The 24,346-nt window shown below is 60.7% G+C and carries 22 protein-coding genes and 1 pseudogene; 21 read left to right on the forward strand and 2 right to left on the reverse strand.

From position 1 onward, the window contains the following. The first annotated feature begins 2 nt into the window (after positions 1–2). The 9 genes from G4D79_RS29145 to G4D79_RS29185 all read left to right on the forward strand — a co-directional run bounded on the left by G4D79_RS29145 (position 3) and on the right by G4D79_RS29185 (position 7,912). Positions 3–347: a DUF3263 domain-containing protein gene (locus tag G4D79_RS29145; protein WP_250888065.1), complete on the forward strand. Its 345-nt coding sequence runs from the start codon at positions 3–5 to the stop codon at positions 345–347. A gap of 51 nt (positions 348–398) precedes the next feature. After that, positions 399–1,571: an ABC transporter substrate-binding protein gene (locus G4D79_RS29150; protein WP_214514667.1), complete on the forward strand. Its 1,173-nt coding sequence runs from the start codon at positions 399–401 to the stop codon at positions 1,569–1,571. An 86-nt stretch (positions 1,572–1,657) separates the two neighbouring features. Beyond that, positions 1,658–2,530: a branched-chain amino acid ABC transporter permease gene (locus tag G4D79_RS29155; RefSeq protein ID WP_214514668.1), complete on the forward strand. Its 873-nt coding sequence runs from the start codon at positions 1,658–1,660 to the stop codon at positions 2,528–2,530. 1 nt (position 2,531) lies between these two features. Then, positions 2,532–3,590, forward strand: a complete 1,059-nt coding sequence (locus G4D79_RS29160; protein ID WP_214514669.1) for a branched-chain amino acid ABC transporter permease — start codon at positions 2,532–2,534, stop codon at positions 3,588–3,590. Then, entirely contained in the window at positions 3,587–4,327 is a 741-nt protein-coding gene (locus tag G4D79_RS29165) for an ABC transporter ATP-binding protein (RefSeq protein ID WP_214514670.1), read from the forward strand. Before G4D79_RS29160 ends, G4D79_RS29165 begins: the two co-directional genes overlap by 4 nt. After that, positions 4,324–5,028 carry an ABC transporter ATP-binding protein gene (locus tag G4D79_RS29170; protein ID WP_214514671.1) on the forward strand — a complete coding sequence of 235 codons (705 nt, stop codon included), beginning with the start codon at positions 4,324–4,326 and terminating at the stop codon, positions 5,026–5,028. The genes G4D79_RS29165 and G4D79_RS29170 overlap by 4 nt, the downstream gene beginning before the upstream one ends. Before the next feature lie 28 nt (positions 5,029–5,056). After that, positions 5,057–5,815 (forward strand): SDR family NAD(P)-dependent oxidoreductase, encoded by a 759-nt coding sequence (locus tag G4D79_RS29175; RefSeq protein WP_214514672.1) that lies wholly within the window; start codon positions 5,057–5,059, stop codon positions 5,813–5,815. A 52-nt stretch (positions 5,816–5,867) separates the two neighbouring features. After that, positions 5,868–6,626, forward strand: a complete 759-nt coding sequence (locus G4D79_RS29180; RefSeq protein ID WP_214514673.1) for an SDR family NAD(P)-dependent oxidoreductase — start codon at positions 5,868–5,870, stop codon at positions 6,624–6,626. Positions 6,627–6,739: 113 nt separating this feature from the next. Further along, positions 6,740–7,912, forward strand: coding sequence for an acyl-CoA dehydrogenase family protein (locus tag G4D79_RS29185; protein ID WP_214514674.1), 1,173 nt, complete (start codon positions 6,740–6,742; stop codon positions 7,910–7,912). Positions 7,913–8,024: 112 nt separating this feature from the next. On the opposite strand, the gene G4D79_RS29190 is transcribed toward G4D79_RS29185, so the two are convergent. Then, on the reverse strand, positions 8,025–9,173 hold the full coding sequence (locus G4D79_RS29190; protein WP_214514675.1) for a thiolase family protein: 1,149 nt from the start codon (positions 9,171–9,173) through the stop codon (positions 8,025–8,027). A 318-nt stretch (positions 9,174–9,491) separates the two neighbouring features. Here G4D79_RS29190 and G4D79_RS29195 point away from each other — a divergent pair, with 318 nt between their 5' ends. The 9 genes and pseudogenes from G4D79_RS29195 (at position 9,492) to G4D79_RS29235 (ending at position 19,306) form a co-directional block, all read left to right on the forward strand. Continuing rightward, positions 9,492–11,024 carry a class I adenylate-forming enzyme family protein gene (locus G4D79_RS29195; protein ID WP_214514676.1) on the forward strand — a complete coding sequence of 511 codons (1,533 nt, stop codon included), beginning with the start codon at positions 9,492–9,494 and terminating at the stop codon, positions 11,022–11,024. Between the two features lie 9 nt (positions 11,025–11,033). Next, a complete protein-coding gene (locus tag G4D79_RS29200) occupies positions 11,034–11,810 on the forward strand; it encodes an enoyl-CoA hydratase/isomerase family protein (RefSeq protein WP_214514677.1) in 777 nt (258 codons plus the stop codon). 43 nt (positions 11,811–11,853) lie between these two features. Beyond that, the gene (locus tag G4D79_RS29205) at positions 11,854–12,639 is read left to right on the forward strand and encodes an aspartate/glutamate racemase family protein (protein ID WP_214514678.1); all 786 of its coding nucleotides are present in this window, start codon (positions 11,854–11,856) and stop codon (positions 12,637–12,639) included. Between the two features lies 1 nt (position 12,640). Further along, positions 12,641–13,456 (forward strand): glucose 1-dehydrogenase, encoded by an 816-nt coding sequence (locus G4D79_RS29210; protein ID WP_308252615.1) that lies wholly within the window; start codon positions 12,641–12,643, stop codon positions 13,454–13,456. Next, complete coding sequence (locus G4D79_RS29215; RefSeq protein ID WP_284731209.1) at positions 13,446–14,207, forward strand: SDR family NAD(P)-dependent oxidoreductase; 762 nt, start codon at positions 13,446–13,448, stop codon at positions 14,205–14,207. The genes G4D79_RS29210 and G4D79_RS29215 overlap by 11 nt, the downstream gene beginning before the upstream one ends. Before the next feature lie 148 nt (positions 14,208–14,355). Further along, positions 14,356–14,961, forward strand: a complete 606-nt coding sequence (locus G4D79_RS29220; protein WP_214514680.1) for a TetR/AcrR family transcriptional regulator — start codon at positions 14,356–14,358, stop codon at positions 14,959–14,961. Positions 14,962–15,217: 256 nt separating this feature from the next. Then, positions 15,218–16,410: pseudogene (locus G4D79_RS29225) on the forward strand (IS110 family transposase). Between the two features lie 314 nt (positions 16,411–16,724). After that, positions 16,725–17,843, forward strand: coding sequence for an NDMA-dependent alcohol dehydrogenase (locus G4D79_RS29230; RefSeq protein ID WP_165639969.1), 1,119 nt, complete (start codon positions 16,725–16,727; stop codon positions 17,841–17,843). Between the two features lie 65 nt (positions 17,844–17,908). Continuing rightward, complete coding sequence (locus G4D79_RS29235) at positions 17,909–19,306, forward strand: aldehyde dehydrogenase family protein (RefSeq protein WP_016895512.1); 1,398 nt, start codon at positions 17,909–17,911, stop codon at positions 19,304–19,306. A 456-nt stretch (positions 19,307–19,762) separates the two neighbouring features. On the opposite strand, the gene G4D79_RS29240 is transcribed toward G4D79_RS29235, so the two are convergent. After that, on the reverse strand, positions 19,763–20,374 hold the full coding sequence (locus tag G4D79_RS29240) for a TetR/AcrR family transcriptional regulator (protein WP_016895511.1): 612 nt from the start codon (positions 20,372–20,374) through the stop codon (positions 19,763–19,765). A 169-nt stretch (positions 20,375–20,543) separates the two neighbouring features. On the opposite strand from G4D79_RS29240, the gene G4D79_RS29245 reads away from it, so the two are divergent. From G4D79_RS29245 to G4D79_RS29255, 3 genes are read left to right on the forward strand one after another with little or no spacing between them, the layout of a single operon-like run. After that, on the forward strand, positions 20,544–21,761 hold the full coding sequence (locus G4D79_RS29245; RefSeq protein WP_165639968.1) for an acetyl-CoA C-acetyltransferase: 1,218 nt from the start codon (positions 20,544–20,546) through the stop codon (positions 21,759–21,761). Positions 21,762–21,778: 17 nt separating this feature from the next. Further along, complete coding sequence (locus G4D79_RS29250; RefSeq protein ID WP_165639967.1) at positions 21,779–22,510, forward strand: SDR family NAD(P)-dependent oxidoreductase; 732 nt, start codon at positions 21,779–21,781, stop codon at positions 22,508–22,510. Between the two features lie 25 nt (positions 22,511–22,535). Then, positions 22,536–24,332: an acyl-CoA dehydrogenase gene (locus tag G4D79_RS29255; RefSeq protein ID WP_206492445.1), complete on the forward strand. Its 1,797-nt coding sequence runs from the start codon at positions 22,536–22,538 to the stop codon at positions 24,330–24,332. Positions 24,333–24,346 lie beyond the last annotated feature (14 nt).

Raw genomic sequence — 24,346 nt, forward strand, 5'->3', positions numbered from 1 at the left:
CAATGCTCGACTTCGCTACAAGATGGTCTCGGCACGGAGGGGGATCGAGCGAAGACATATTCGTGACGTTCGGCCTGACTCCTCGCCAGTACTTTCTTCGCTTGAGGACGCTGCTCGCCCACCCTTCGGCAGATATCGCCCCACCGGAGCGTGCGGCGATGGTAGCGGAATGTCAGCAGCGTCTCGCTGCCGAAGAGTATCCGTACCTGCAGGTCCGCGGTGCGCCGCGAGACCAAGCAATGGTCCGAGGCTTGACGGGTACGCCGTCGCGACCTGGCGCTCGCACCAACCGCGTGCACCGAGTGGAGTCCTCAGGCACTCCCCAAAGAAATTCTGATGTGATTTAATCAAACGGTCGATCGTTTTATGAGCTAGATAACACAACGAGATGGGTACCGATGATCAAGTCGTCAACGCCGAGAGCGGTGAGTATCGCTGCTGCGCTTGTCGTGTCAGCAGGTCTGCTGAGCGCGTGCGGAACTTCCAGTGATTCCACCGACGGCGCAATCGTCGTCGCCGCAACGGGTCCCGAAACCGGTGCGAACGCGGCGATCAAGGTGCTGCTCGATGGCGCCGCCGCCAGATTTGACGAAATCAACGCACAGGGTGGTATCGGCGGGCATCAGATCAAGTTCGTCCGAAAGGATGATCAGTACAACCCCGCGCAGACGCCGCAGCAAATACGTCAACTGGTCGAAGACGATGGCGCCGTCCTCGTGTGTGGTTTGGTCGGCACCGGGCCCTACGCCTCGGTGAAGGACTACCTGAGTTCGAAGGGCGTCGTCGGAATCCCGGCCAGCGGATCGGCCAGCGTTCTCAACGAGCACACCTTCGAAATCCTGTCGTCGTACAACCCGTTAGGTGCACGATTGGTGAACTACGCGCTGGACACACTGAATGCTCCGAAGATCGCCGTCGCATACTCGGCGGACGACGTCGGCCAGCCGTTCCTCGCTGGTACACAAAGCGCAGCCGACAGACGGGGCGTGAACTTCGCCGCAACCGTGCAATTCGATGCCAGTGCAACCGACTTCTCTTCCCAGGCAGCGCTACTCAAGCAGTCCGGCGCCGATATGGTTCTGGTGAACCATGTTCCCACTGTGGTATCGAGGTTGCAGAATGCGGCCAAGAAGATCGGTTACGAGCCGCTGTGGGGAAGCACTTTCGCGGCGGCACAACCTGAAATCATCGCCCTTGCGCCTGATGCAGCGTCGAAGACGTACTTCGCGACGCCGTTCCTGTTGCCGGATGCACCCGAGGCCGATTCCTTCCGGTCCGCGATGGCTAAGTTCTCGCCTGGTACCGAACTGGACGGCGTTTTCCCGATCGAGGGCTACACGGTCGCCGACGGGTGCATTGCCGTGCTGGAGAAGGCTGTGGAAATCGCGGGCGGAGACGCTCCCAATGCACAGGACGTGCTCTCCGCTACCAAGGATCTGACCATCGATTCGGACTACATCAAAGACTTGTCCTGGACAGACGCCGATCACTCAGGCCAGAAGCAGTCACAGATCGTCAGTGTCAAGGATTCGAAATTCGTGACGGTAGATCAATTCTCGTCCGCTCCCTAATCAATTGTCGACGCCAGGCCGGCGTTCGGGCCACCACGTCGACGATCCGAAAACCGTTGCACGCATAGAGATAGTGGAGTTCACGCGTGGAAATCTTACAACTAGCGATCTTCGGTGGGCTGACCATCGGAGTGGTCTACGCCCTCGCGGGCGCAAGCATGGTCGTGGTCTATCGAACATCCGGGTACGTCAGCTTCGCCCAGGGTGATATTGCTGCAGTGGCGCTCTTCGTCGCGTTGTGGACGAGCGACCAAGGCGCGTCGTACCCCGTCGTTGCGCTCGTCACGGTGGGGGTCGGGGCCGTGCTCGGAGGTCTGATCGGCGGATTGATCGTCGTACCGATCGAAAGGTTCGGAGCGATCCACGCCGTACTCGCGACCATCGCCGTCGGGCTGATAATCCAAGGAATTGCCAATGTCGTCGTGGGGGCTCAACCGCGCGCATTTCCATCACCCGGCGAAAACACCATCGCCACCGTCGGTGCCGTGAATATCACTCAGGCAGACATCATTTCGTTGACCGCCAGTGCCGCGATCTTCATCGGGCTCGGAATTTTGTTCACCCGAACTCGCATCGGCGTGGCGATGCGGGCGATCAGCGACTCCTCCGAGGCCGCGAATGTCATGGGTATCCGATCAGGACAGCTACGCCGGTTGAGCTGGGTCATCGGCGGGGCACTGGCAGGCGTCGCAGGACTCTTCGTCGCTCCGACCTTCGCGTTGACCCCGTACAGCGTCAATGCATTCCTGATCTTCGCGTTCTGCGCGATCGTTCTCGGTGGTTTCGAAAGTGTGATCGGCGCGTTGGTGGCAGGAATCGCGGTCGGAATCGTCAGCAATTTGGTTGCGACGTATCTGGATCCGAATTTGGTGAGTATCAGTGTGTACGCACTGCTGTTGGTGGTCCTGCTCGTGCGACCGCACGGAATCTTCGGACGCCGACCGATCGAGAGAGTGTGAGATGAGCGAAAGTGTGAAGGAAAAGACTGTGCCGACGCGAACACGGGCAGTTGCAGAAATTTGTCAATCCTCGATCCAGTCCGGCCGCGGACGCGGCTTCGTCCGTTGGCGACTTCTACTGATCGTGGTATTGCCGGTGGTGACACTGATCGTCGGTCTGTCCTCGACGTCCTCGACGCGTCTCGCTCTCGCCATCGCCACCGTGTACGCCATTGCGGTGCTGTCCAACGGTGTGGTGTTGGGCGGGCTGAACGAAATCAACCTCGGCGCGGGCGGGTGGATGGCGGTGGGCGCCTACGCGATGGCGATCTTCCTCGAGCACTCGATCCCGCTGCTGGTGAGCGTCGTCCTTGCTGTGGCAACTACGACGCTCATCGGGTTCGTCGTGGCCATTCCGACCGTTCGACTACGCGGAATATTCACTGCTCTGTCGACTTTCGTACTCGCTTACTCGGTACCGCAATGCATCGTCTTTCTCGAGAGCATCACCGGCGGATCTCACGGCAAATCGGTACCGTTCGGTCTTACCCTTTTCGGGGCCGAGATCGGAGGCTCGTCGCCGGGCACACTCGTCCTGGTCACAGTGTCGTTCGTCGTCGTCGGGCTGGCCACTTTCGCACTTCTCGAATCACGATGGGGAAAGACCGTCATCTGGGTTGCCGAGGCGGAACCAGCGGCTGCAGTCTTCGGTGTCCGCACCACGGCGGTGAAGGTCGCCGTGTGGACCTGGAGCGCGGCACTCTGCGGTCTGGCGGGTGCTCTGTTCGCACTGACCGTCGGATTCCTCAGCCCGGACCAATTCCAAGCCGCACTCGGTATCAACCTCTTCGTCGGCGCTGTCATCGGTGGTTCACGCAGCATCTGGGCGGCACTCGTCGGAGGTCTTCTCATCGGGTTTCTCCCCACGCAGCTCCAGGACTACATGCCATCGTCTGCTACCGGAATTCTGTTCGGTGGGATTCTGCTCGTCGCCATCCTCGCGGGCGCAGGAGGACTTGCTCGTCCGATCGAAAAGCTGCTCGCAAATCTGCAGACATCGCTACGGAGGACACCACGATGAGCACCGATACCGAAATCGTCCTGTCGGCTCGCGGAGTCACAATGCAATTCGGCGGCGTCACAGCTCTTTCCGATGTCGAACTCGAACTGCCGAAGAACACCACAACCGGACTCATCGGTCCGAACGGTTCAGGAAAGTCCACGCTGCTGAATGTGTTGACCGGCATCTATCGGCAAAAATCGGGCGATGTGGTCTTCGAGAACACCACCATCAACTCGCTCTCGCCCCGCGCACGCGGAAACGTCGGCATCAAGCGGAGCTTTCAGCACCCGCAGCTCGCCGAATCGTTGACCATCCGCGAAAACATCGAGTCCGGACTGAGATTCGTCACTTCCACGGAGGTCTCGGTCGACGCCGCAATCCGCACCTTCGGATGTGACGAGTATGCCGATCGATTGCCAGCCCAGACCCCGTACGGATTCTTGAAACTCGCGGAAATTGCGCGAGCTGTGGTAGCGGGCCCGAAGGTTCTTCTGCTCGACGAGCCGGCCGCCGGCCTCAACCAAGACGAGCGAGTCGAGCTCATCACCGCTCTCACACGGTTCAGGTCCCAGCATCCGACCGCCATCTGCCTGATCGAACACGACGTCGATCTGGTGCGGTCGCTGTGTCCACGGCTCGTCGTACTCGAGTCGGGCAAAATGCTCATGGCCGGGCCGACCGATGACGTACTCAGCTCGGCAGCGGTCCGTTCGGCGTACCTCGGGGAGAGCGCAGTAACGGAGGAATTGGCATGACTGCATTGACCGTAAACATGATTCGTGGTGGATATGCCGCCGCCGACGTCATCCACGAACTTTCCTTCGACCTCGCGGTCGGAGATGCAATCGGGGTGATCGGTCGAAACGGTTCGGGGAAGACGTGCCTGGCAAATCTGTTGATCGGCACGCTGCGTTCTCGCGGCGGCAGCATCGAACTCGATGGGCGCGCGATCACGAACATGACTGTGCACCAGCGCATTCGCGCAGGAATCAGCATCGTTCCCGAGGGGCGCATGGTATTTCCCCAACTGACGGTCAGGGAAAACCTCACCGCCGCCGCATACGGAGCAGGGCTCAAGGTCGGGAATCGCGAACTGCAGGAACTCGAATCGAGGTTCGAAGTCCTTGCCACCAAGAGACACGACAGAGCCGGTGCGATGAGTGGTGGCGAACAGCAGATCCTTGCCATCGCACGCGCGATGATCCAGAAACCACGGGTCATCATTCTCGACGAGCCGAGTCTCGGGTTGGCGCCGGTGATGGTCAAAGCGGTCTCCGCGGCATTGTCCGAGATCCGCAAAGACGGTCCTGCACTGATCCTGATGGAGCAGAACCGATCCCTTGTCGCCGATCTGTGCTCGGTCGTCCACGTGATGAGCAGCGGCACAATCGCTCTCACCGCGTCACCGGCGGAACTTCTCGACGACGCCGTCGGAGACTTGTATCTCGGAGCTTGAAATACCGAAAACGAAAGAAGGATCGTTCATGAGTCCCGTACAGCCCAGGCTCGCAGTGGTGACAGGCGCTGGAAGCGGAATCGGCGCAGCTACTGCGCTCATACTCGCCGAGCGCGGTGAGGCCGACGCTGTCATGGCCGTCGATGTCGACGCCGACGGCCTCTCCGCGCTGCGTGATCGAATCGGGTCGGTTATCCCCTGCATCAGCGTGACTGCAGACATCAGTTCCGTCGACGGCGTCGAACGCGTCACCGACGCGGTACGACGAGAGTTCGGCTGGGCGTCGATGCTGCACAACAATGCAGGAATCATCGGTCAAGTCGGACCGCTGCTCGGCACAGAAGCAGAGAGCTTCGACGCGATCATGCGCGTGAACGCGCGGGGATGTTTCCTGGTACTCCAATCACTGGCACGCCTTGCCGTCGCATCGAGCGAACCGATGTCGATCGTCAACACCTCGTCGGCCTCCGCGCTCAAGGCCGCTCCCGGACTCGCTGCCTACGCGATGAGCAAGGCTGCCATCGTCGGGTTGACCAGAACGGCAGCACACGAACTCGCACCCCACCGAATTCGCGTTAACGCCATCGCTCCCGGCCGAACCGACACTCCACTCGTGGGACCGCTCGAAAGCGCGGTTGCATCGAGAGAGGACGCCGTCTCGGACCGGCCGATCTCCCGAGCTGCGACGCCGAAAGAAGTTGCCGAGCTTGCCGTCTGGCTGCTCAGCGAACGCGCCAGCTTCGTGACGGGGTCCATTTATCCCATCGACGGGGGGCTCACCGCCTAGAGATCGCGACCATCAGGGTGATGCCGGCAGTAGGACAATCAGAAAGGAAGAAATGACCAAGATCGACTCCGAGAACACGATCTCACTTGTCACGGGCGGAGGTGGAGGCCTCGGCGGCACGATCGCGCACACGTTGGCCGCGAGCGGCGACCATGTGTGCGTCGTCGACGTCAACCCGGACTCGGCCGAACGAGTTGCCGGAGAGATTCGCAGCGCAGGGTACTCGGCTTCTGCTCACATCTGCGACATCACGAACCGCGCCGAGGTGGAGGCGCTGGCTGCGTCGGTCCAGGCCGAAATCGGCGTCGTGGATTCGCTGATCAATCTTGCCGGCGTCTCACGCAACGCCTCGTTGCTCAAGATCGACGACTCCGATTTCGACCTGGTGCTGGCCACGCATCTGAAATCCACGCTCAACACCATGAGGGCATTCGTACCGGGCATGAAAGAGCAGCGATACGGCCGGATTGTGAATACCAGTTCCATCGCGGCAGGTGGGTCGCCCGCCGGCGGCTCGTACGGAGCGGCAAAGGGGGCCATCGAAGGACTTTCACGCTCTGCTGCCCTCGAACTCGCCCGCCACGGCATCACGGTGAACTGTATTGCACCAGGTCTGATCGATGCCGGTATGGCGTTGAAAACGCCCGATTCCTTCCGTGAGCCCTTGGTCGCCCGTATTCCTATGGGGAGATTCGGTGCAGCGTCAGAAATTGCTGCATGCGTTCGGTTTCTCGCCTCGGCAGACTGCAGCTACGTCACGGGTCAGACATTGCTCGCCTGCGGCGGATTGTCTCTGGCAGTTCTGTCATGACATTGGGTCACACCGTGGCGAACGACACATAGATTTCAATTTATTCAAGCGCTAGTTAGAATAAGGCGGAAGGTCGACGTCGACCTCCTCACCACTAATGGAAAGGAACAGTGATGGTTGACATTTCGGCAGCGTCGTCCTTGCTGACAGAAGAAGAACGCACCTTCCAGACAGTTGTACGGCAGTTCATGGAGCGCGAAGTTCGCCCACACGTCGAAGAAATGGAGCGTGAGGGTCGAGCCAGTGACGAAATACTGAAAAAGATGGGCTCGGCCGGAATTCTGGGGGCCTTCGCTCCCGAGGCCTACGGCGGGGGCGGCGGAAACCTGATGACGAGAACCATCGTGGCCGAGGAAACCGCGCGCATCAACGCCGGCCTCGACATTTCACTCATGGTCAACATCAGCCTCGTAGCTCGTCATCTGATCGAGCGCGGAACCGAGGAACAGAAGCAGCGATACCTGGTTCCGTTGCTCGCGGGTGACACCTGGGCCTCGATCTGCATCACCGAGACCCACGGCGGCTCGAATGCATTGAGCCCCAAGACCAGGGCCGTACGCGACGGTGACGACTGGATCATCACCGGTTCCAAGATGTTCATCACGAACTCCCCCATCGCCGGCTTCTTCCTTGTGTTCGCGCGTACGAGCGGTGAGGACCGGCGCGCAGCCGGAGGAACTCTCTTCATCGTGGATGCGGACACCCCCGGTCTGTCGGCCGGAAAGCCCTTCGACAAATTGAGTATGCGTAGTTCACCTACTGCCGAAGTGGCGTTCGACGGTGTACGCGTGTCGGCTGATCATGTTCTGGGAGAGGTCGATCGAGGCTTCTACTACATGCTCGAAGGTCTCGACCTCGAGCGTGTCTTCGAGGGGGCTTCCAATGTCGGCAGCCTGCAGGCATGTCTCGATCTCGCCGTCGAGTATTCAGGCGAACGTGAGGTTTTCGGCAAGAAACTCGAAAGCTATCAGCTCACCCAGGACAAGATCGCTCGCATGGCGATGGGATTGGAAATGTCCAAAGTGATGTTGTATCAGTTGATCCGTGCACTCGATGCCGGCGAGACCGTCACGCGCGCAGCTTCGGTCCTCAAGTTGTACAGCAGCCAGGCTGCGATGGAAGCCGCAAGCGACACCGTCCAGATTCTGGGCGGCTACGGCCTGATGGAGGAGTATCCGGCCGCTCGTTTGTTCCGAGATGCAAAGCACCATGAGATCGGCGCCGGCACAAGCGAAATCCAGAAGATCATTATCGCCCGAGAGACCTACAAGAGCTACGGTCACTAGTCCGGCAGGGTACCGGCTCCCCTTGTCCGAGGACCTTGGCGCGCCGGTACGTGCACAGTGACATGGTTTCGGCCCCCTCGCAGTTTGCAAGGGGGCCGAAACCATGTCTAGATCAGAGAAGTTCGAAGATCGTCGCGTTCGCCATGCCGCCACCCTCACACATCGTCTGCAGGCCGTACCGGATCTTGTGCCGACGCATGTGGTGAATCAGCGTTGTGGCCAACCTCGCGCCCGAGGCGCCCATGGGGTGTCCGAGCGCGATGGCTCCGCCCAGCGGGTTGGTCAGTGACCGATCCGCCCCCGTCTCGGCGAACCATGCGCCCAGGACCGAGGCAAAGGCCTCGTTAACCTCGAACGCCCCGATGTCGGCAAGGGTCAAACCCGCGCGTTCGAGTACTTTTGCTGTGGCTTCGATCGGGCCGTTGAGCATCAGAACCGGGTCGACGCCGACCGTCGCGAACGAATGCATGCGGGCCAGCGGTGTCAGGCCGAGATTCGACGCCGTCTCACTGGAGGTGATGAGCAGTGCGGCCGCACCGTCCGAAATCTGTGACGCGTTGCCCGCCGTGACGACTCCGTCGGGCTTGAACGGTGTCGAGAGGCTGGCAAGGGTGTCGACAGTGGTTCCGGGCCTGATGCCCTGATCGCGATCGACCCCACCCACCGGTACGATCTCGTCGTCGAACAGTCCGTCGCGCTGAGCTGCGTCCGCCCGTTCGTGCGAGATCGACGCCAGTTCGTCGAGCTCACTGCGGCTCAACTTCCAGCGATCCGCGATCATCTCTGCGCTGATCCCCTGCGGTACAAGGGTTCCGCTGTAACGGTCGTTGACCGAGCCGTAGGCATCCGCATTCTGCATCGCCGAGAACATGGGAACACGGGACATGGACTCGACGCCTCCGGCAACGACGACGTCGCAGTGCCCGGCAGTGACCATCGCCGCGGCGATCTGTGCGGCCTGCTGCGACGATCCGCACTGACGATCGATCGTCATGCCAGGCACCGACTCCGGTAGTGCTGCGGCTAACGCCGCGTTGCGGCCGACATTCAGCGATTGTTCACCGGATTGCGTCACGCACCCCCAGGCGACGTCGTCGATCAATGTCGGATCGACACCGGTCCGGGCTACCAAGGCTGCGATGGCAATTGCTGACAGGTCGACCGGATGAACCGACGACAGATCGCCTTTGATGGGCTTGCCCACACCGATGGGAGTTCTGACGGCACCGACGACTACGGCGTCACTCTGCGTGGCGGTCATGCGCTTTCGCCCCGCGCCCACATCGCACGAGAGGTGCAACTTTCACTGACGGCCACGTGCCGAACCCTCATGATTTCTCCTTATTCTACCGGTTGCTTGATTTATTGTAGGTCTACCATAGCCATACGAGCGCCTGCGATATGCCGAAATCTCAGACATGCGCAACGGTGCGGACTACCGAATCCCACCACCTTCGCGAGACCGCACTCAGGCTTCCCCACCACCTGATTCGATTACTGGGGAGGGTTCACCGACCCGGGTGTAGACAAAGAATCAAGCGATCGATAGATTAAGTATTCCAGTCATCGGAGGTACACAGTGCGCATCATCTCGGACGAATTGTTCGACAACGACATTCCCATCGACACCGACGTCGCGTTGATCGACGACAACGGTCAACTGACGTTCGCCGAACTTCGTGATCGAGTGACGTCTCTCGCCGCCACCCTGCAGGACAAGGGCGTCACCAAAGGTGATCGCGTGGCGGTCATCTGTCCCAACCGCAACGAGTACGTCATCGCCTATTATGCGATCACTCTGATCGGTGCGATCTACGTCCCGCTCAATTGGCGGCTGCTTGCAGCCGAACACGTAACATTGATGAACAACGCGGAACCGACTGTCCTGCTTGCAGATTCCAGCTTCATCGAGAGCATCGAACTGGCCGCGACGGACGTCCCCAGCCTCGAGGGCCGCATCGCGGTGATCGGCGGAACCGTCGGTGAGTACGACACTTTCGACTCGTGGTCACACACCGGCGCCCAACCCACCTCGGTCGATGTCACTCCCGAAGACCCTGCCACGATCGTGTACACGAGCGGGACCACGGCCGCCCCCAAGGGAGTGCTACTCACCCACGACAACATCGTCTTCGATCGACGCTCGGTTGCCAAGTACTCCGCCCCCAGACGAGGCGACGTCTCCCTGCACGTCAGCCCCCTGTATCACCAGACATCGGTACACACCTTCGTCCACCTCGCGGCCGGCGCAACCGTTCGTCTCATATCCAAGTTCGACCCCCTGACCTTCTTCGAAGCGGTTGCGGAACTCCACGCCACGTACACGTTTCTCGCACCGACCATGCTCTACAAGCTGCTCGACGATCCTCGGATCGGCCAGTACGACCTCAGCACTCTCCGGCGTATCGGATACGGTGCTGCTCCCATCACCGGTGCTCGGTTGAAGGAAGCACTCGAGGTCTTCGGCCCGATCCTCGTGCATGCCTACGGCCTGTCGGAAGCGACGTCGCACGTCTCGTATCTCTCCGCCGAGGATCACCTCGTCGCTGAAGGATCGATCGGCCGTGGGGTCGAAGACATCGATGTCAAGGTCATCGACATCGCGACGGGCGAACCGGTCGAGCCGGGTTCGAACCAAGTCGGTGAAATTCTGGTTCGTGGCCGCACCACCATGAAGGGGTACTGGAACGAGACCGAACTGACATCGGAGACGATTGTCGACGACTGGCTGTATTCCGGCGACATGGCGACCGTCGATTCACGCGGTTACCTGTACGTCGTCGATCGTAAGAAGGATCTCGTCATCAGCGGTGGGGTGAACATCTACCCGCGCGATATCGAGAACGTGCTCGCCAAACATCCGAAGGTCGCCGAAGTTGCCGTGATCGGAATACCCGACGACTACTGGGGTGAAGCACTCATGGCCGTACTCGTCCATCGCCCGGGCACCACGCTCACCGCTGCGGAGATCGAGGAATATTGCCGCAGCCATCTGGGTGGATACCAAGTGCCCAAACATATTCGCTTCCAAGAGGATCTTCCACGCAACCTTTCCGGGAAGATCCTCAAACGCGAACTGCGAGATTCCGTCGTCGACAGCACATCACGCTAGGAGACATTCATGAGCTACCGATACATTCGCGTCGAGCACGTGGACAGAACCGCGGTGATCACCGTGAACAATCCGCCTGTCAACGCACTACACCCGGACGTTTCCGACGAGATCCGCGACGCGGCAGAAAACGTCGAAGCAGATCACGACGTTCGTTCGATGATTCTGACCGGAGAAGGCAGATGCTTCATCGCCGGCGGTGACATCAAGCTCTTCACCTCGCTCGATCGCGAGGGCGCCGCGGCCATGGCGCTGAGAACCCAACGCATGCAACACACTTTGTTCGATCTACGAGTTCCGGTCATTGCCGCTCTCAACGGCCACGCCCTCGGCGGCGGTTGCGAAGTCATGTTCGCCTGCGACATCACCATTGCCGATCCGAGCGCGACCATCGGGCTGACCGAGGTCAAGCTCGGACTCATTCCCGGCGCCGGCGGCACCCAGATGATCACCAAGAACCTGCCCCCGGGAACGGCGAAGCGAATGTTGTTCACCGGCGACCGTGTCACTGCGGCCGAAGCTCTCAGACTCGGTCTGATCGACGAGGTTTCGCCCGCAGGCAAGGTACTCGACGCCGCGCTCGCGCTGGCGTCGAGGATCAACTCCTGCGGTCCTCTCGCAGTCGAGGCCGCAAAGAAGTCGGCCAACTTCGAGCTTCGTCATTCCGAAGACGCCGGGCACCTGCGAGAAGTCGAGATCTTCTCAGCGTTGTTCGACTCGTCCGATCACCGTGAGGGCCTGGCGGCTTTCTTGGGCAAACGCCCGGCCCAGTTCGAACGATCTTGATATTCCCGAAACCGACTGCGCCGTAGACCAACAGAGGAACGAAATGAAACTCCAGATCGTGCACATCAACTCCGAGCGCGGATCCGAACCGTACTTCGAGATGTTCAACCGAACCATGGAACGCGTCAAGCGCCCGGACACCGAACTGCTGCATCGGTGGGCCAAACTTCGGCGCGCAACGGATGTGGTCTACGCCTATCCCTACCTTCTCAACGGAGTCGCGGTACTGCACGAACTGACCGAAGCGGCCGAAACCGAAGACATCGACGGCGCGATGATGGCGTGCACCGGCGATCCGGGGCTGGTCGAAGCACGATCGCTGCTGGACGTTCCGGTGGTGGGGCCGTGGGAAGCCACCCTGCACACCGCGGCGACCTACGGCTACAAGTTCGGTGTCATCACCGTTCAGGAGAAGGGCTGGCAGGAGTACTGTCACAGCCTCGTCGTGAAGTACGGTCTCGAAGGTCGGTGCGCAGGGCTCGTCGGTATAGACATCTCCTCGTACGACGCATTCAGTCGAGGCTTCACAGAACCCGACTTCGTCGTCGAGGAGGTTGCCAAGCAGGCTCAGCGTCTGGTGGACATGGGCGCTTCGGCGATCGCCGTCGGCAGCGCCGGCCTGAGCACGATCATCGCCGACGCAGGCCTGAACCGCGTTCCCGGCGTCGACGTGCCGATCTTTGATGCATTGACGGTCGGGGTGAAGACCCTCGAAATGCGTGTCGACCTCACCCAGAAGGCCGGGTTGCCGGTCATGGGACGGTCGGGGCTGTACACGCGCTTCGAACCCGAAGAGGCGAAACGTGTTCGCTACCAGTGCGGATTCTGACGTGGCTAATCGTGCACGGCTGACTGATCTGTTCGGATTGGATGGTAAGACGGCCGTCGTCACTGGAGGAACGCGAGGCATCGGCCTGACCATGGCACGTGCATTGCTCGACGCCGGCGCCTCGGTAGTGATCGCTTCACGAGACGCCCAGGCATGCGAGCAGGCTCAGAAACTGTTGTCCTCGCACGGCAGGGCGATCGGGATCGCAGCGGATCTGTCGACCCGTTCCGGGAGTGCGCAACTGGCCGAGAAGGTTGCCGATCGGTTCGACGGCGTCGACATTCTCGTCAACAACGCGGGCACCACGTGGGGTGCACCGTTCGACGAGTTCCCCGAGATCGGATGGGACAAGGTGGTCGATCTCAACCTCAAGGCCCCGTTCTATGCGACTCAGCAATTCGCGCCTCTGCTCCGAGCCGGTGCCAGTTCGGACGACCCGAGCCGTGTCGTGAACATCGGCTCGATCGACGGTCTTCAGGTTTCCGGCGGAATCAACTATTCGTACTCTGCTACGAAAGCCGGCCTCCATCATCTCACCCGAGCACTTGCCCGAGAGTTGGCCGCGACCAACATCTTGGTGAATGCGATCGCGCCAGGTCCGTTCGCGACGAAGATGATGGCACCTCTGCTTGAAACAAGCAGTGCGAGAATCGAATCCAGCTCACCACTCGGACGTATCGGGCGAGACGACGACATCGCCGGTGCTGTTGTCTACCTCTCGTCGAAGGCAAGTTCATGGGTAACCGGTTCGGTACTCGCTGTCGACGGTGGTATCGCAACAACGCTTGCAACCGACTGGATCTCCGATGCCCCCTGACCCATCGGTCGCCTTAGTCACCGGGAGCACGGGTGCGATCGGAAGCGCGGTCTGTCAGCGACTTGCGATGGCAGGATTCGATATCGCGGCGGTCTATTCCTCGAACGGACAACGCGCAGCCGAATTGCAATCACGCATCGAATCCACTGGACGAGCGGTGATCACCCTGCCAGCGGATCTCGGGCAAAGTGCGGCGAGCACCGATCTTGTATCGGAAACCGTCGATCGACTCGGTGCGCCAGCGATTGTGGTCCACGCAGCGGGCCCCTATGTTCCGCAAAGACACCTCAGTCGAATCGAGGCTCCCACATTTGAGTTCCACGTTCAGTCCGAGCTGATCGCGTTCTTCAATCTTGTCACCGCGGTCATCCCGGTGCTTCGCGAGAGCGCCGGTTCGCTGATCGCCGTCACAAGCTTCGCAACGCGTCGTGCCACCGCTAGAGATGCGCTCTCTGCCGTTCCGAAGGCTGGTGTCGAGGCCATGGTGAAAACCGTCGCTCTCGAGGAGGGCAGGTTCGGGGTTCGCGCCAACTGCGTTGCACCCGGAGTCCTGGCCGATGGAATCGGTGCGGCGTTGGTCGAACGAAACGAGCTGACCGAGCCGACCATCGAGAACATCGTATCGAAGGTGCCGCTCGGACGCCTGGGGCGGGCCGACGAGGTTGCCGCGGTAGTCGCATTCCTGGCATCGCCCGACGCCGCCTACGTGAGCGGTCAGACGATCGATGTCGATGGCGGACTCGGCGTTTGAGAATCCGATGCATTCACACAGCGCCTCACTCGGGGCAATAAGGCGTGACAGTCGATGAGATTCGAGCTGGCACCAAGCCGTATGTTGGCATGATGGTTGTACGGACCACTGAGGTGCGAGGTCGTTCTTCAGGAGGAAAGGAAGCAGAATGAGGATACCGGGCACACGGCGGGACACGACCTGGCCGATCATTCGTCAGGCCACAATCGAGCTGATCTACCAACACGGTTTCGAGACCATGAACACCCGTCAACTGGCCGAACTCGTACAGATGAAGCCAGGTTCTCTCTACTACTACTTCTCGAGCAAAGAAGAACTCCTGAATCGACTGGTCACCGAGGTCCTGGACGAGATCGTCGATGACCTCGAGTCCCGGCTCGAAGGTGTCGAGTCCGGACTTGATCGCCTCGACACCTTCATCTCCGGTCTCGCCGAGTGGCATGTCACTCGGCACAAGGAAACCTATATCGCTCGAATGGAAACCCGCAGCCTCTCCGAAGAACGACTCGAGCTGTACATGAAGTCTCGCGATCGATACGACCACCTGCTGAATGACATCTTGCTTCAATGCCGTCGGGAGAAATCGCTTGCCGACATCCCCCTGACCCTGACGCGACTATCGATCCTGACGATGATTACCGGGATCACGAGTTGGTTCAAACCGACGGGAGAGGCCAGCCTGGATGATCTCACCGCATTTTACGTCGCAGCAGTTCGCAGGTTGGTCGGCGCCAATCCCGATCCTTTAGCCTGACGTTCGAACGGCTGCCTCGACGCGCCCCGTTATCTTTTAGAAGGTCCTTGAAATTGAGGGCTGCGGTCGCCAGACCTGGTATGACTTCTTGCCCCTGTCATCAATGATCCGGGGGGTGGTGTCGCCGGGTGTGGTGGCGTCGATAAACCGCTGATAGGGACAGGGCCGCTGATCGTGAGCAGGTCTCTTCATAACGTGGGTGTCGGGTATTGACGTCTGATCGGCGACCGGCAGGAACCGGACGAAGGACTGCTTCATGGACACGAGCTACGCCGTGTTTTGTGGCATTGACGTCGGCAAATCCGAACATCATGCCGTTGGACTGGACGACCGCGGGACTCGCCTGTATGACAAGGCGTTGCCCAACGATGAAACCCGATTGCGTGTGGTGTTCGACCATCTCGCAACGCACGGACCAGTGTTGATCGTGGTGGATCAGCCCAACACGATCGGCGCATTACCAGTCACCGTAGCCCGCGCATGCGGGCACCAGGTGGCATATCTACCGGGTCTGTCGATGCGCCGAATCGCTGATCTTAATCCCGGGCAAGCCAAGACCGACGCCCGCGATGCGTTCATCATCGCCGATACAGCTCGGACCATGCCACACACATTGCGACGAGTCGATACCGGCGATGACACGCTCACCGAGCTCGGCGTACTCGTAGGTTTCGACGACGATCTAGCAGGCGAAGCCACCCGCATCAGCAACCGAATCCGTGGCCTGCTGACCAGTATTCACCCAGCCTTGGAACGCGTCCTCGGCCCTCGAATTGCCCACCCTGCAGTGCTGGAGATCTTGTCTCGATGCGGTGGCCCGACCGGAATACGAGACGCCGGCACCCGCAAAATCACCACGATTGCCACCAAACACGCACCACGCCTGGGTACGCGATTGGTCGCCGACGTCCGCGCCGCACTCGAGACACAAACCGTCATCGTTCCGGGAACGACAGCTGCCGAGATCGTGTTACCGAAATTGGCCGACTCATTGAAAACCATTCTTCAGCAACGCAAATCAATCAGCGAGGACGTGGAGAGGATGCTCGATGACCACCCTCTTTCCCGGGTCCTGACCTCCATGCCCGGCATCGGGGTCAGGACCGGCGCACGGATCTTGCTCGAGGTCGGTGACGGTTCAGCATTCGCTCAGCCGCTCACCTGGCCGCCTACGCCGGGATCGCACCGGTGACCCACCGCTCGGGGACGTCGATCCGAGGGGAACACCCCACCCGATCAGGTAATCGCAAACTCAAACGCGCCCTGTTCCTCTCGGCGTTCGCCGCGCTGCACGACACCGCCAGCCGCACCTACTACGACCGAAAACGAGCCGAAGGAAAGAAGCACAACGCCGCCCTCATCTGCCTAGCCAGACGCCGCTGCGATGTTCTCTACGCCATGCTCAAGAACCACGAACCCTACCGATCAAACGCCGCGACCGCCGCTTGACGAAAACAATAGGGACACCCCCCTGAGCGTCGTAACGACGGATTGATGCCCGCCAGATCGACAGATCGGCCGTTCCGTACAGCTCACACGTTAGTCGAATCGGGAAGCGGACAACAGATTCGTCGCGGTCGACGCGCCCACGTGTGCAGGCGAATTCGTATTCTTCCAACGAGTCGGCAGGCTCTTGACAGAGAATCAAACGAACCATAGATTTATGACTTGCATCACCACCAGGTTCAGATGCTCTCGCATGCCGTCACCGACGCATCCGCTCGATTCACACTGCATTCGCTCACCCCTTGGAGGACCACATCATGAAGACTCAGGCTGCTGTTCTATGGGAACTGAACGCAGATTGGAAGGTTCAGACAGTAGAACTCGATGATCCGGGCCCTACCGAGGTACTTGTCGAGATGAAGGCGACAGGACTGTGCCATTCGGACGATCATTCGGTGACCGGCGACATGCCGACCCCACGCCCGATCGTCGGTGGGCACGAAGGCGCCGGGATCGTTCGCAAGGTAGGAGCAGAAGTCCACGGCCTCGCTGTCGGCGACCATGTCATCACCTCATTCATCCCGGCCTGCGGGAAGTGTCGCTGGTGCGCAATGGGAATGCAGAACCTGTGCGACAACGGGGCCATCATTCTCGAAGGCACTCAGCCGAGTGGCGGATACCGGATGCACATCGACGGAACGGATATCGGGACACTGAGCACGCTCGGAACTTTCGCCGAATGGCAAGTTTACGACCAGATGTCGGTTGTCCGTATCGATAAGGACATCCCACTCGATGTCGCCTGTCTCGTGGCTTGTGGCGTCCAGACCGGTTTCGGCTCGGCAACCACGGCGGCGGAGGTGAAGGCCGGCGATGTCGTCTTGGTGATCGGTGCGGGTGGAGTCGGGATGAATGCAGTGCAGGGCGCCGCAACGTCTGGTGCGAGTCACGTCGTCGTGGTGGATCCCGCACCGTTCAAGCGGGAGCAAGCCCCCTTGTTTGGCGCCACCGAGACGTTCGCCGACTTCGCCGAGGCCGACGAGTTCGTCAAATCGATCACTAATGGACAGGGAGCAGACTCCGCCATCGTCACGATGGGTGTTGTGCACGGAGAAGATATCGGTAGGGCGTACAGCGCAATTCGTAAGGCCGGTACTCTCGTGATCACCGGTCTGAGTCCAGTTGACGAGGACGGACTCCCCGGCGTCAACGCTTTCACGCTCGCCATGTTCCAGAAGCGTATTCAAGGTGCGCTGTACGGCATGGCATCCCCGCGCGAGGCGATGCCGATGCTGCTGCGCTTGTACCAGTCGGGCAAGCTCAAGCTCGACGAACTGATCACCCGCCGCTATACCCTCGACCAGATCAATCAGGCGTACGCCGACATGCACGACGGACGCAATATTCGCGGGATCATCGAATTCGGTAGCAAGTAGCGCCCACCAGTACATCCGTGCACCCGACGCACACCTTCGAACACTCGAGATCGAGGAGCTCAATCATGTCCGTACCGACAGCCACAGATCCATCGACGCGTACATACCGAACAACTAATCCGGCGACCGGCGAAGTGGTTCGGGAGTACCCGCCACTGACCGACGCCGACGCCGATGCCCTATTGATTCGCGCGCATGCGGCGTACCAGACGTGGCGTCGGACTCCGATTGCCGAGCGAGTGCGTCTGTTTCGGAAATTCATCGAACTGCTGGAAGCGAACGTGGACGAACTGGCCGCGCTCGTGACGACGGAGATGGGCAAGCCGTTGGCTCAGTCGGTGGCGGAGATGGACATGGTCACGTCGACTTTTCGGTACTACGCAGACAACGGTGAGAAATTGCTCGCCGACGTCGAGACCGAGATCGCCGGTTTCACTCGGGCGATTACACGCCGGGAACCAGTCGGGGTGGTTCTCGGCATCGAACCATGGAATGTTCCGATGTATCAGGCAATGCGCGCAACAGCGCCGAACCTGATGTTGGGCAACACGGTTCTGCTCAAACCATCCGAAATCTGTGCTGGTTCGACGCTGTTCTTCGATCACCTCTTCGCAGAAGCGGGCTTTCCGGCCAATGTGTACCAGACCGCACTTGTGTCGACCACCCAGGTTTCCGCGTACATCGCCGACGACCGCGTTCGCGCAGTCACCTTGACAGGATCTGATCGCGCCGGATCCGCTGTCGGAGAGCAGGCTTCACGTCACATCAAACCGGTTGTACTCGAACTCGGCGGATCCGATGCGTTCATCGTGCTCGAGTCCGCCGATGTCGAGGCCGCTGCGGACACGGCGGCGGGACTGCGGTTGTTCCTCGGCGGTCAGTTCTGCAATGCCCCGAAGCGGGTGATCGTGACCGATGCCGTCGCAGACGACTTCATCGCTCGCTATGTTGCCACCTTCGCCGCCAATACACTCGGTGACCCATTCGACCCCGCTACAACCGTTGGACCACTGTCGAGTTCGGTGGCGGCCGACACCCTCGAGGCGCAGTATCGTGACGCAGTCGACAAGGGTGCAACCGTCCTCGTTCCTGGCGGGCGCGTCGATGGGCCGGGCGCGTTCTTCACCCCGGCGGTACTCACGGACATCACCCCCGATATGAGGATCTTTTCCGAAGAGGCATTCGGTCCGCTCGGCATGATCTACCGCGTCGCCGATGCTGCTGCCGCGGTCAAGCTCGCAAACGAATCTGCATATGGATTAGGCGGTACGGTGTTCGGAGATTCCAACGCTGCACGCGATGTGGCGCAGCAACTCGACACCGGAATGGTGGGAATCAACAATTTCCTCGGCGCGCCTGCCGAGATCCCGTTCGGTGGAACCAAGCGCTCCGGAGTAGGCCGCGAGTTGGGCGCATCCGGCATGGACCAGTTCGCCAACATCAAGACATACGGCATTTCCTGAATCGAACGAGATCCGTTTCGTGCCGACTCACCATATGTTGGTTCACGCGGGTCCTGATTAGCAGCGCCAAGGTCACAGTCGGACCGGCGCCGCTGGTCAGGACCCGCTGCGATCTCGGTATCAGTGGCCTGGGAAGGACGGTGATCTCGCTCCGCCCGGATGGGCGTGCACCAAAGGAAGTTACCCACGAAAGAAAGGGTGAACGCCAAAAAACAGGGTTGGCTGTCGTCGCATCCCACTTTTCGCAGTCGATACCTGGCGTCCCTAACGCGCCGGCATGCACAGTGGCAGCGCCGACGAAACTTGGCTTGACCGAGCACCCTCGTACTCGTCGACGTAAACCCGGTATGCGAGCGGGATGGGCGACGGCCCAAGGTAATTGTCTGTTGTCGTGAAGAAGAGTGCTTCGATGATCGCGGCACCTTTCTGCCGGGCGCTGCCGTCTGCGGCCGGGAGTCAGTCGTTCGCACCGACCATTCGGAGTGCCAGTTCGACGTAGCGTGTTGCGATGATGTCGGGCTCGGAGTACGTATTCGAGGGGAACCATCGGCTGACGTCGACGCCGAGAGACGTGATGGCTAGTGTGGCGGCCTCGACGTCGATTGTTTGGAAGTCTCCTGACGCATCGCCGGCTTCGATGATTCGTGTGAATACCCGTGACGTGGTCCGTCTGATGTCTGCGATTGCGTTGAAGTGCTCGTGTGAGAGCGAACGTAGTTCGTGTTGCACGACTCTCGCGAGTGCGTGGTTGTCGGCGTGCCACTTCACGTACGCAGTTACGGTGGCCGCCAGCCTCAGAGCGGGCGGCGCGATCGGCTGGTCGGCGTGCATGACGGTGGCGAGTGCGGCGTTATGGCCTTCCAAGCTGATGGCGAACAGTAGCGATTCTTTGGTCTTGTAGTGGGGGTATACGGCTCCAGGACTCAGGTCCAGACTGGCTGCGATTTCCCGAGTGGTGCTCGCCCCATATCCCTTGGCTGCGAAGACTTCGATAGCCGCAGTCCGTATGCGGGCGGCGGCTTTTGACGTGCCTACCTCACATGCGACAGCTTGCGCGGGTGTGCTCATCGCACGGTTGCCTCTCGATCGTTTGAGGTTGACAGGTATCCATCTGCGCAGTCAGTATATGCGAGCGCATAGAAACTATGCGCTCGCATATTTATGGCCGCGCGGTGCTCCGCGCGAAACCCACCCCCGCTCGAGTGCGTCCGCACTCGGCCCCAACTCAGGAGGCTTCATGCCCGAGGCTGTCATTGTTTCTGTTGCACGCTCGCCGATCGGCCGCGCCATGAAGGGATCGCTCAAGGGTATGCGCCCGGACGATCTGACCGCGCAGATGGTCCAGGCCGCTCTTGCAAAGATTCCGGCTCTGCGTCCCTCCGACATCGACGACCTCATGCTCGGTTGCGGATTGCCGGGAGGAGAGCAGGGGCAGAACATGGGCCGCAACGTCGCGATCCAACTCGGCTACGACTTCATCCCCGGTACGACGGTCACCCGGTACTGTTCGTCATCACTGCAGACCACAAGGATGGCCCTGCATGCGATCAAAGCCGGTGAGGGCGACGTCTTCATCTCCGCCGGTGTCGAGACTGTGTCTCGATACACCAAAGGCAACTCCGATTCACTTCCCGACACGCAGAACCCGCTGTATGCCGACGCACAGGCTCGCACCGAGAAGCTAGCCCAGGGCGGTCAGCAGTGGGTCGACCCCCGCCAGACGGGTTTGCTCCCCGATACCTACATCGCCATGGGGCAGACCGCCGAGAACGTTGCCCAGGTCACCGGAATCACCCGCGAAGAGCAGGACCGCTGGGCGGTACGGTCCCAGAACCGCACCGAGGAAGCGATCAAGAACGGCTTCTTCGCACGCGAGATCACCCCGGTCACACTCCCGGACGGCACAGTCATCAGCGAAGACGACGGTCCTCGTGCCGGCACCACCTACGAGGCCGTCAGCCAACTCAAGCCCGTATTCCGACCCGACGGCACCGTCACCGCCGGCAATGCCTGTCCACTCAACGACGGCGCCGCTGCCTTGGTGATCATGTCCGATACCAAAGCCAAGGAGCTGGGACTGTCCCCACTCGCCCGCATCGTGTCCACCGGGGTCTCCGGGCTGTCGCCGGAGATCATGGGCCTGGGCCCGATCGAAGCGTCCAAGCGGGCTCTCACGATCGCGGGGCTGGGTATCTCCGATATCGACCTCGTCGAGATCAACGAGGCATTCGCCGTGCAGGTGATCGGGTCGGCGCGAGAGCTGAACATCGACGAGGACAAGCTCAACGTCTCCGGTGGCGCCATCGCTCTGGGGCACCCCTTCGGTATGACCGGTGCCCGCATCACCGCGACATTGCTCAACAACTTGCAGACCTACGACAAGCAGTTCGGCCTCGAAACCATGTGTGTCGGAGGCGGACAAGGTATGGCAATGGTCCTCGAACGCCTCAACTGACAGCGAAGGAAACACCCATGGGCAACATCACTTATGACTTCACCGGCAAATCGGTCATCGTCACCGGTGCCGCCCGCGGCATCGGTCAGGCACTGGCACGCCACTTCGTCGAAGCCAAAGCCGCCGTCTTCATGGTGGACTTCGACGAGATCGAACTCGACAAGGCCGCCCGTGACGTCGGCGCCGTCGGCATCCCCGCCGACGTCAGCAACACCGACGACGTCGAACGGGTCGTCTCCACCGTGATAGACGAGACCGGCCGGATCGACATCCTCGTCAACAACGCGGGCATCCTGCGCGACAAGGTGCTGTGGAAGCTGACCGACGACGACTGGAATCAGGTCCTGAATGTCCACGCCGGCGGGACATTTCGTTTCACGAGGGCATGTGTACCGCACTTCCGGAAGCAGGAATTCGGGCGCGTCGTCAACATCACCTCCTACACCGGACTGCACGGCAACCGGGGCCAGGCGAACTATGCCACCGCGAAAGCCGGGATCATCGGATTCACCAGAACCGCTGCGAAGGAACTGGCCGCGTTCGGTGTCACCGTCAACGCCATCTCGCCGAACGCAGCCACGCGGATGACCGCCTCGATTCCTGAGGACAAGATCGCCGAACTCACCGGACCAATCTCACGGTTCGCCGACCCGTCCGAGATGGCCGATGCCATCTGCTTCCTGGCTTCCGAGGAAGCCGGCTACATCACTGGCGTCGTCCTTCCGGTCGACGGCGGTGTCTCCATGTGACACCATTTTCTGAACGGATGAACCCATGACCGATGTACTCTCCCGGCGCGACATCGACTTCCTGCTCTACGAATGGCTCGACGTCACCTCGCTGACCTCCCGCACACGCTTCGCCGAACATTCGAAGGACACCTTCGACGCGGTGCTCGACCTCAGCGCGGACATCGCGCACAAGCATTTCGCCACACACAACAAGAAGGCCGACGCCCAGGAGCCGACCATGCGCCCCGACGGCACCGTCGACATGATCGACGAGGTCAAAACGGCCCTCGACGCCTACGCGACGTCGGGACTGATCGCGGGGCAATTCGACGAGAGCGTCGGAGGCATGCAACTACCCACCACGGTGGCACGGGCGGCGATGGCCTGGTTCCAGGCAGCCAATGCCGGTACCGCCGCATACCCGTTCCTGACAATCGCCAACGCCAACCTGATCGCGGCTTACGGCACCGAACAGCAGATCGACGACTACCTCCGCCCGATGCTCGAGGGCCGGTACTTCGGCACGATGTGCCTGTCCGAACCCCAGGCTGGGTCGTCGCTGGCGGACATCACCACCCGGGCGATCCCGCAGGAGGACGGCAGCTACCGGTTGACCGGCACGAAAATGTGGATCTCGGGAGGTGACCACGAACTCACCGAGAACATCGTGCACCTGGTGCTGGCGAAAACCCCGGGCGGCGGTCCCGGGGTCAAAGGCATCTCGTTGTTCATCGTCCCGAAATTCCTCCCCGGTACCGATGGCAGCGTCGGCGAACGCAACGACGTCACGCTCATGGGCCTCAACCACAAGATGGGCAACCGCGGCACCACCAACACACTGCTCGCATTTGGTGACGGAACACATTCCCCGGCAGGCCAATCCGGCGCTGTGGGATTCCTCGTGGGGCAGGAGCACCGGGGTCTGTCGTATATGTTTCATATGATGAACGAGGCCCGGATCGGTGTCGGTTTCCTCGCGATCTCCCTCGGTTACGTCGGTTACCTGAAATCGCTCGAGTACTCGAAGGTACGAACCCAGGGTCGCCCGCTCGAAGCCAAGAACCCGTCTTCCGCGCCGGTTCCGATCATCGAACACGCCGATGTCCGCCGAATGCTGCTCGCGCAGAAGTCCTATGTCGAAGGTGCTCTGGCGCTTGGTCTCTACTGCTCCTGGTTGGTCGACGAGCACGACACCGTCGAGGATGCAGCAACCGCTGACGAGGCAAGGTTGCTCCTGGACGTCCTGACCCCGATCGCGAAGAGTTGGCCGTCGCAATGGTGTCTCGAAGCCAACAGCCTCGCGATTCAGGTTCACGGAGGGTACGGCTATACCCGCGACTACGACGTCGAACAGCACTACCGCGACAACCGCTTGAATCCCATTCACGAAGGCACGCACGGCATTCAAGGGCTGGACCTGCTGGGTCGCAAGGTCACCATGCATGACGGTGCCGGCTTGACGCTGCTCGGATCGAAGGTTGCAGAGACCATCGAACGCAGCCGCCTTCTCGGGGGCGACACGGCACGCTACGCGGACGAACTCGACGTTGTGTGGAACCGCGTCGTCGAGGTGACGACAATATTGCGGTCCACGAGTGATACGGCGACCTCGTTGGCGAACTCGTCGGTGTATCTGGAGGCATTCGGACACACCGTGATCGCATGGATGTGGCTCGAACAGCTCACCGCGGTCGTCGGCAAGGACGGCGACTTCTACGACGGGAAGCGCCACGCCGCCCGCTACTTCTATCGTCATGAGCTGCCCAAGGTCACACCGCAACTCGATCTGTTGGCAAGCCTTGACCGGACCACACTCGACATGAACCCCAACTGGTTCTGAGCCCGAAGAGGCAT

The sequence above is a fragment of the Rhodococcus sp. WY5 genome (genome assembly GCF_018588185.1).
Classification (GTDB): Bacteria; Actinomycetota; Actinomycetes; order Mycobacteriales; family Mycobacteriaceae; genus Rhodococcus_F; species Rhodococcus_F qingshengii.

Excerpts from the sequence above, each read along its gene's own strand:
- G4D79_RS29145 (WP_250888065.1), top strand. The coding sequence starts at position 3 with ATGCTCGACTTCGCTACAAGATGGTCTCGGCACGGAGGGGGATCGAGC.
- G4D79_RS29150 (WP_214514667.1), top strand. The coding sequence starts at position 399 with ATGATCAAGTCGTCAACGCCGAGAGCGGTGAGTATCGCTGCTGCGCTT.
- G4D79_RS29160 (WP_214514669.1), top strand. The coding sequence starts at position 2,532 with ATGAGCGAAAGTGTGAAGGAAAAGACTGTGCCGACGCGAACACGGGCA.
- G4D79_RS29165 (WP_214514670.1), top strand. The coding sequence starts at position 3,587 with ATGAGCACCGATACCGAAATCGTCCTGTCGGCTCGCGGAGTCACAATG.
- G4D79_RS29170 (WP_214514671.1), top strand. The coding sequence starts at position 4,324 with ATGACTGCATTGACCGTAAACATGATTCGTGGTGGATATGCCGCCGCC.
- G4D79_RS29175 (WP_214514672.1), top strand. The coding sequence starts at position 5,057 with ATGAGTCCCGTACAGCCCAGGCTCGCAGTGGTGACAGGCGCTGGAAGC.
- G4D79_RS29180 (WP_214514673.1), top strand. The coding sequence starts at position 5,868 with ATGACCAAGATCGACTCCGAGAACACGATCTCACTTGTCACGGGCGGA.
- G4D79_RS29185 (WP_214514674.1), top strand. The coding sequence starts at position 6,740 with ATGGTTGACATTTCGGCAGCGTCGTCCTTGCTGACAGAAGAAGAACGC.
- G4D79_RS29190 (WP_214514675.1), bottom strand. The coding sequence starts at position 9,173 with ATGACCGCCACGCAGAGTGACGCCGTAGTCGTCGGTGCCGTCAGAACT.
- G4D79_RS29200 (WP_214514677.1), top strand. The coding sequence starts at position 11,034 with ATGAGCTACCGATACATTCGCGTCGAGCACGTGGACAGAACCGCGGTG.
- G4D79_RS29205 (WP_214514678.1), top strand. The coding sequence starts at position 11,854 with ATGAAACTCCAGATCGTGCACATCAACTCCGAGCGCGGATCCGAACCG.
- G4D79_RS29215 (WP_284731209.1), top strand. The coding sequence starts at position 13,446 with ATGCCCCCTGACCCATCGGTCGCCTTAGTCACCGGGAGCACGGGTGCG.
- G4D79_RS29220 (WP_214514680.1), top strand. The coding sequence starts at position 14,356 with ATGAGGATACCGGGCACACGGCGGGACACGACCTGGCCGATCATTCGT.
- G4D79_RS29230 (WP_165639969.1), top strand. The coding sequence starts at position 16,725 with ATGAAGACTCAGGCTGCTGTTCTATGGGAACTGAACGCAGATTGGAAG.
- G4D79_RS29235 (WP_016895512.1), top strand. The coding sequence starts at position 17,909 with ATGTCCGTACCGACAGCCACAGATCCATCGACGCGTACATACCGAACA.
- G4D79_RS29240 (WP_016895511.1), bottom strand. The coding sequence starts at position 20,374 with ATGAGCACACCCGCGCAAGCTGTCGCATGTGAGGTAGGCACGTCAAAA.
- G4D79_RS29245 (WP_165639968.1), top strand. The coding sequence starts at position 20,544 with ATGCCCGAGGCTGTCATTGTTTCTGTTGCACGCTCGCCGATCGGCCGC.
- G4D79_RS29250 (WP_165639967.1), top strand. The coding sequence starts at position 21,779 with ATGGGCAACATCACTTATGACTTCACCGGCAAATCGGTCATCGTCACC.
- G4D79_RS29255 (WP_206492445.1), top strand. The coding sequence starts at position 22,536 with ATGACCGATGTACTCTCCCGGCGCGACATCGACTTCCTGCTCTACGAA.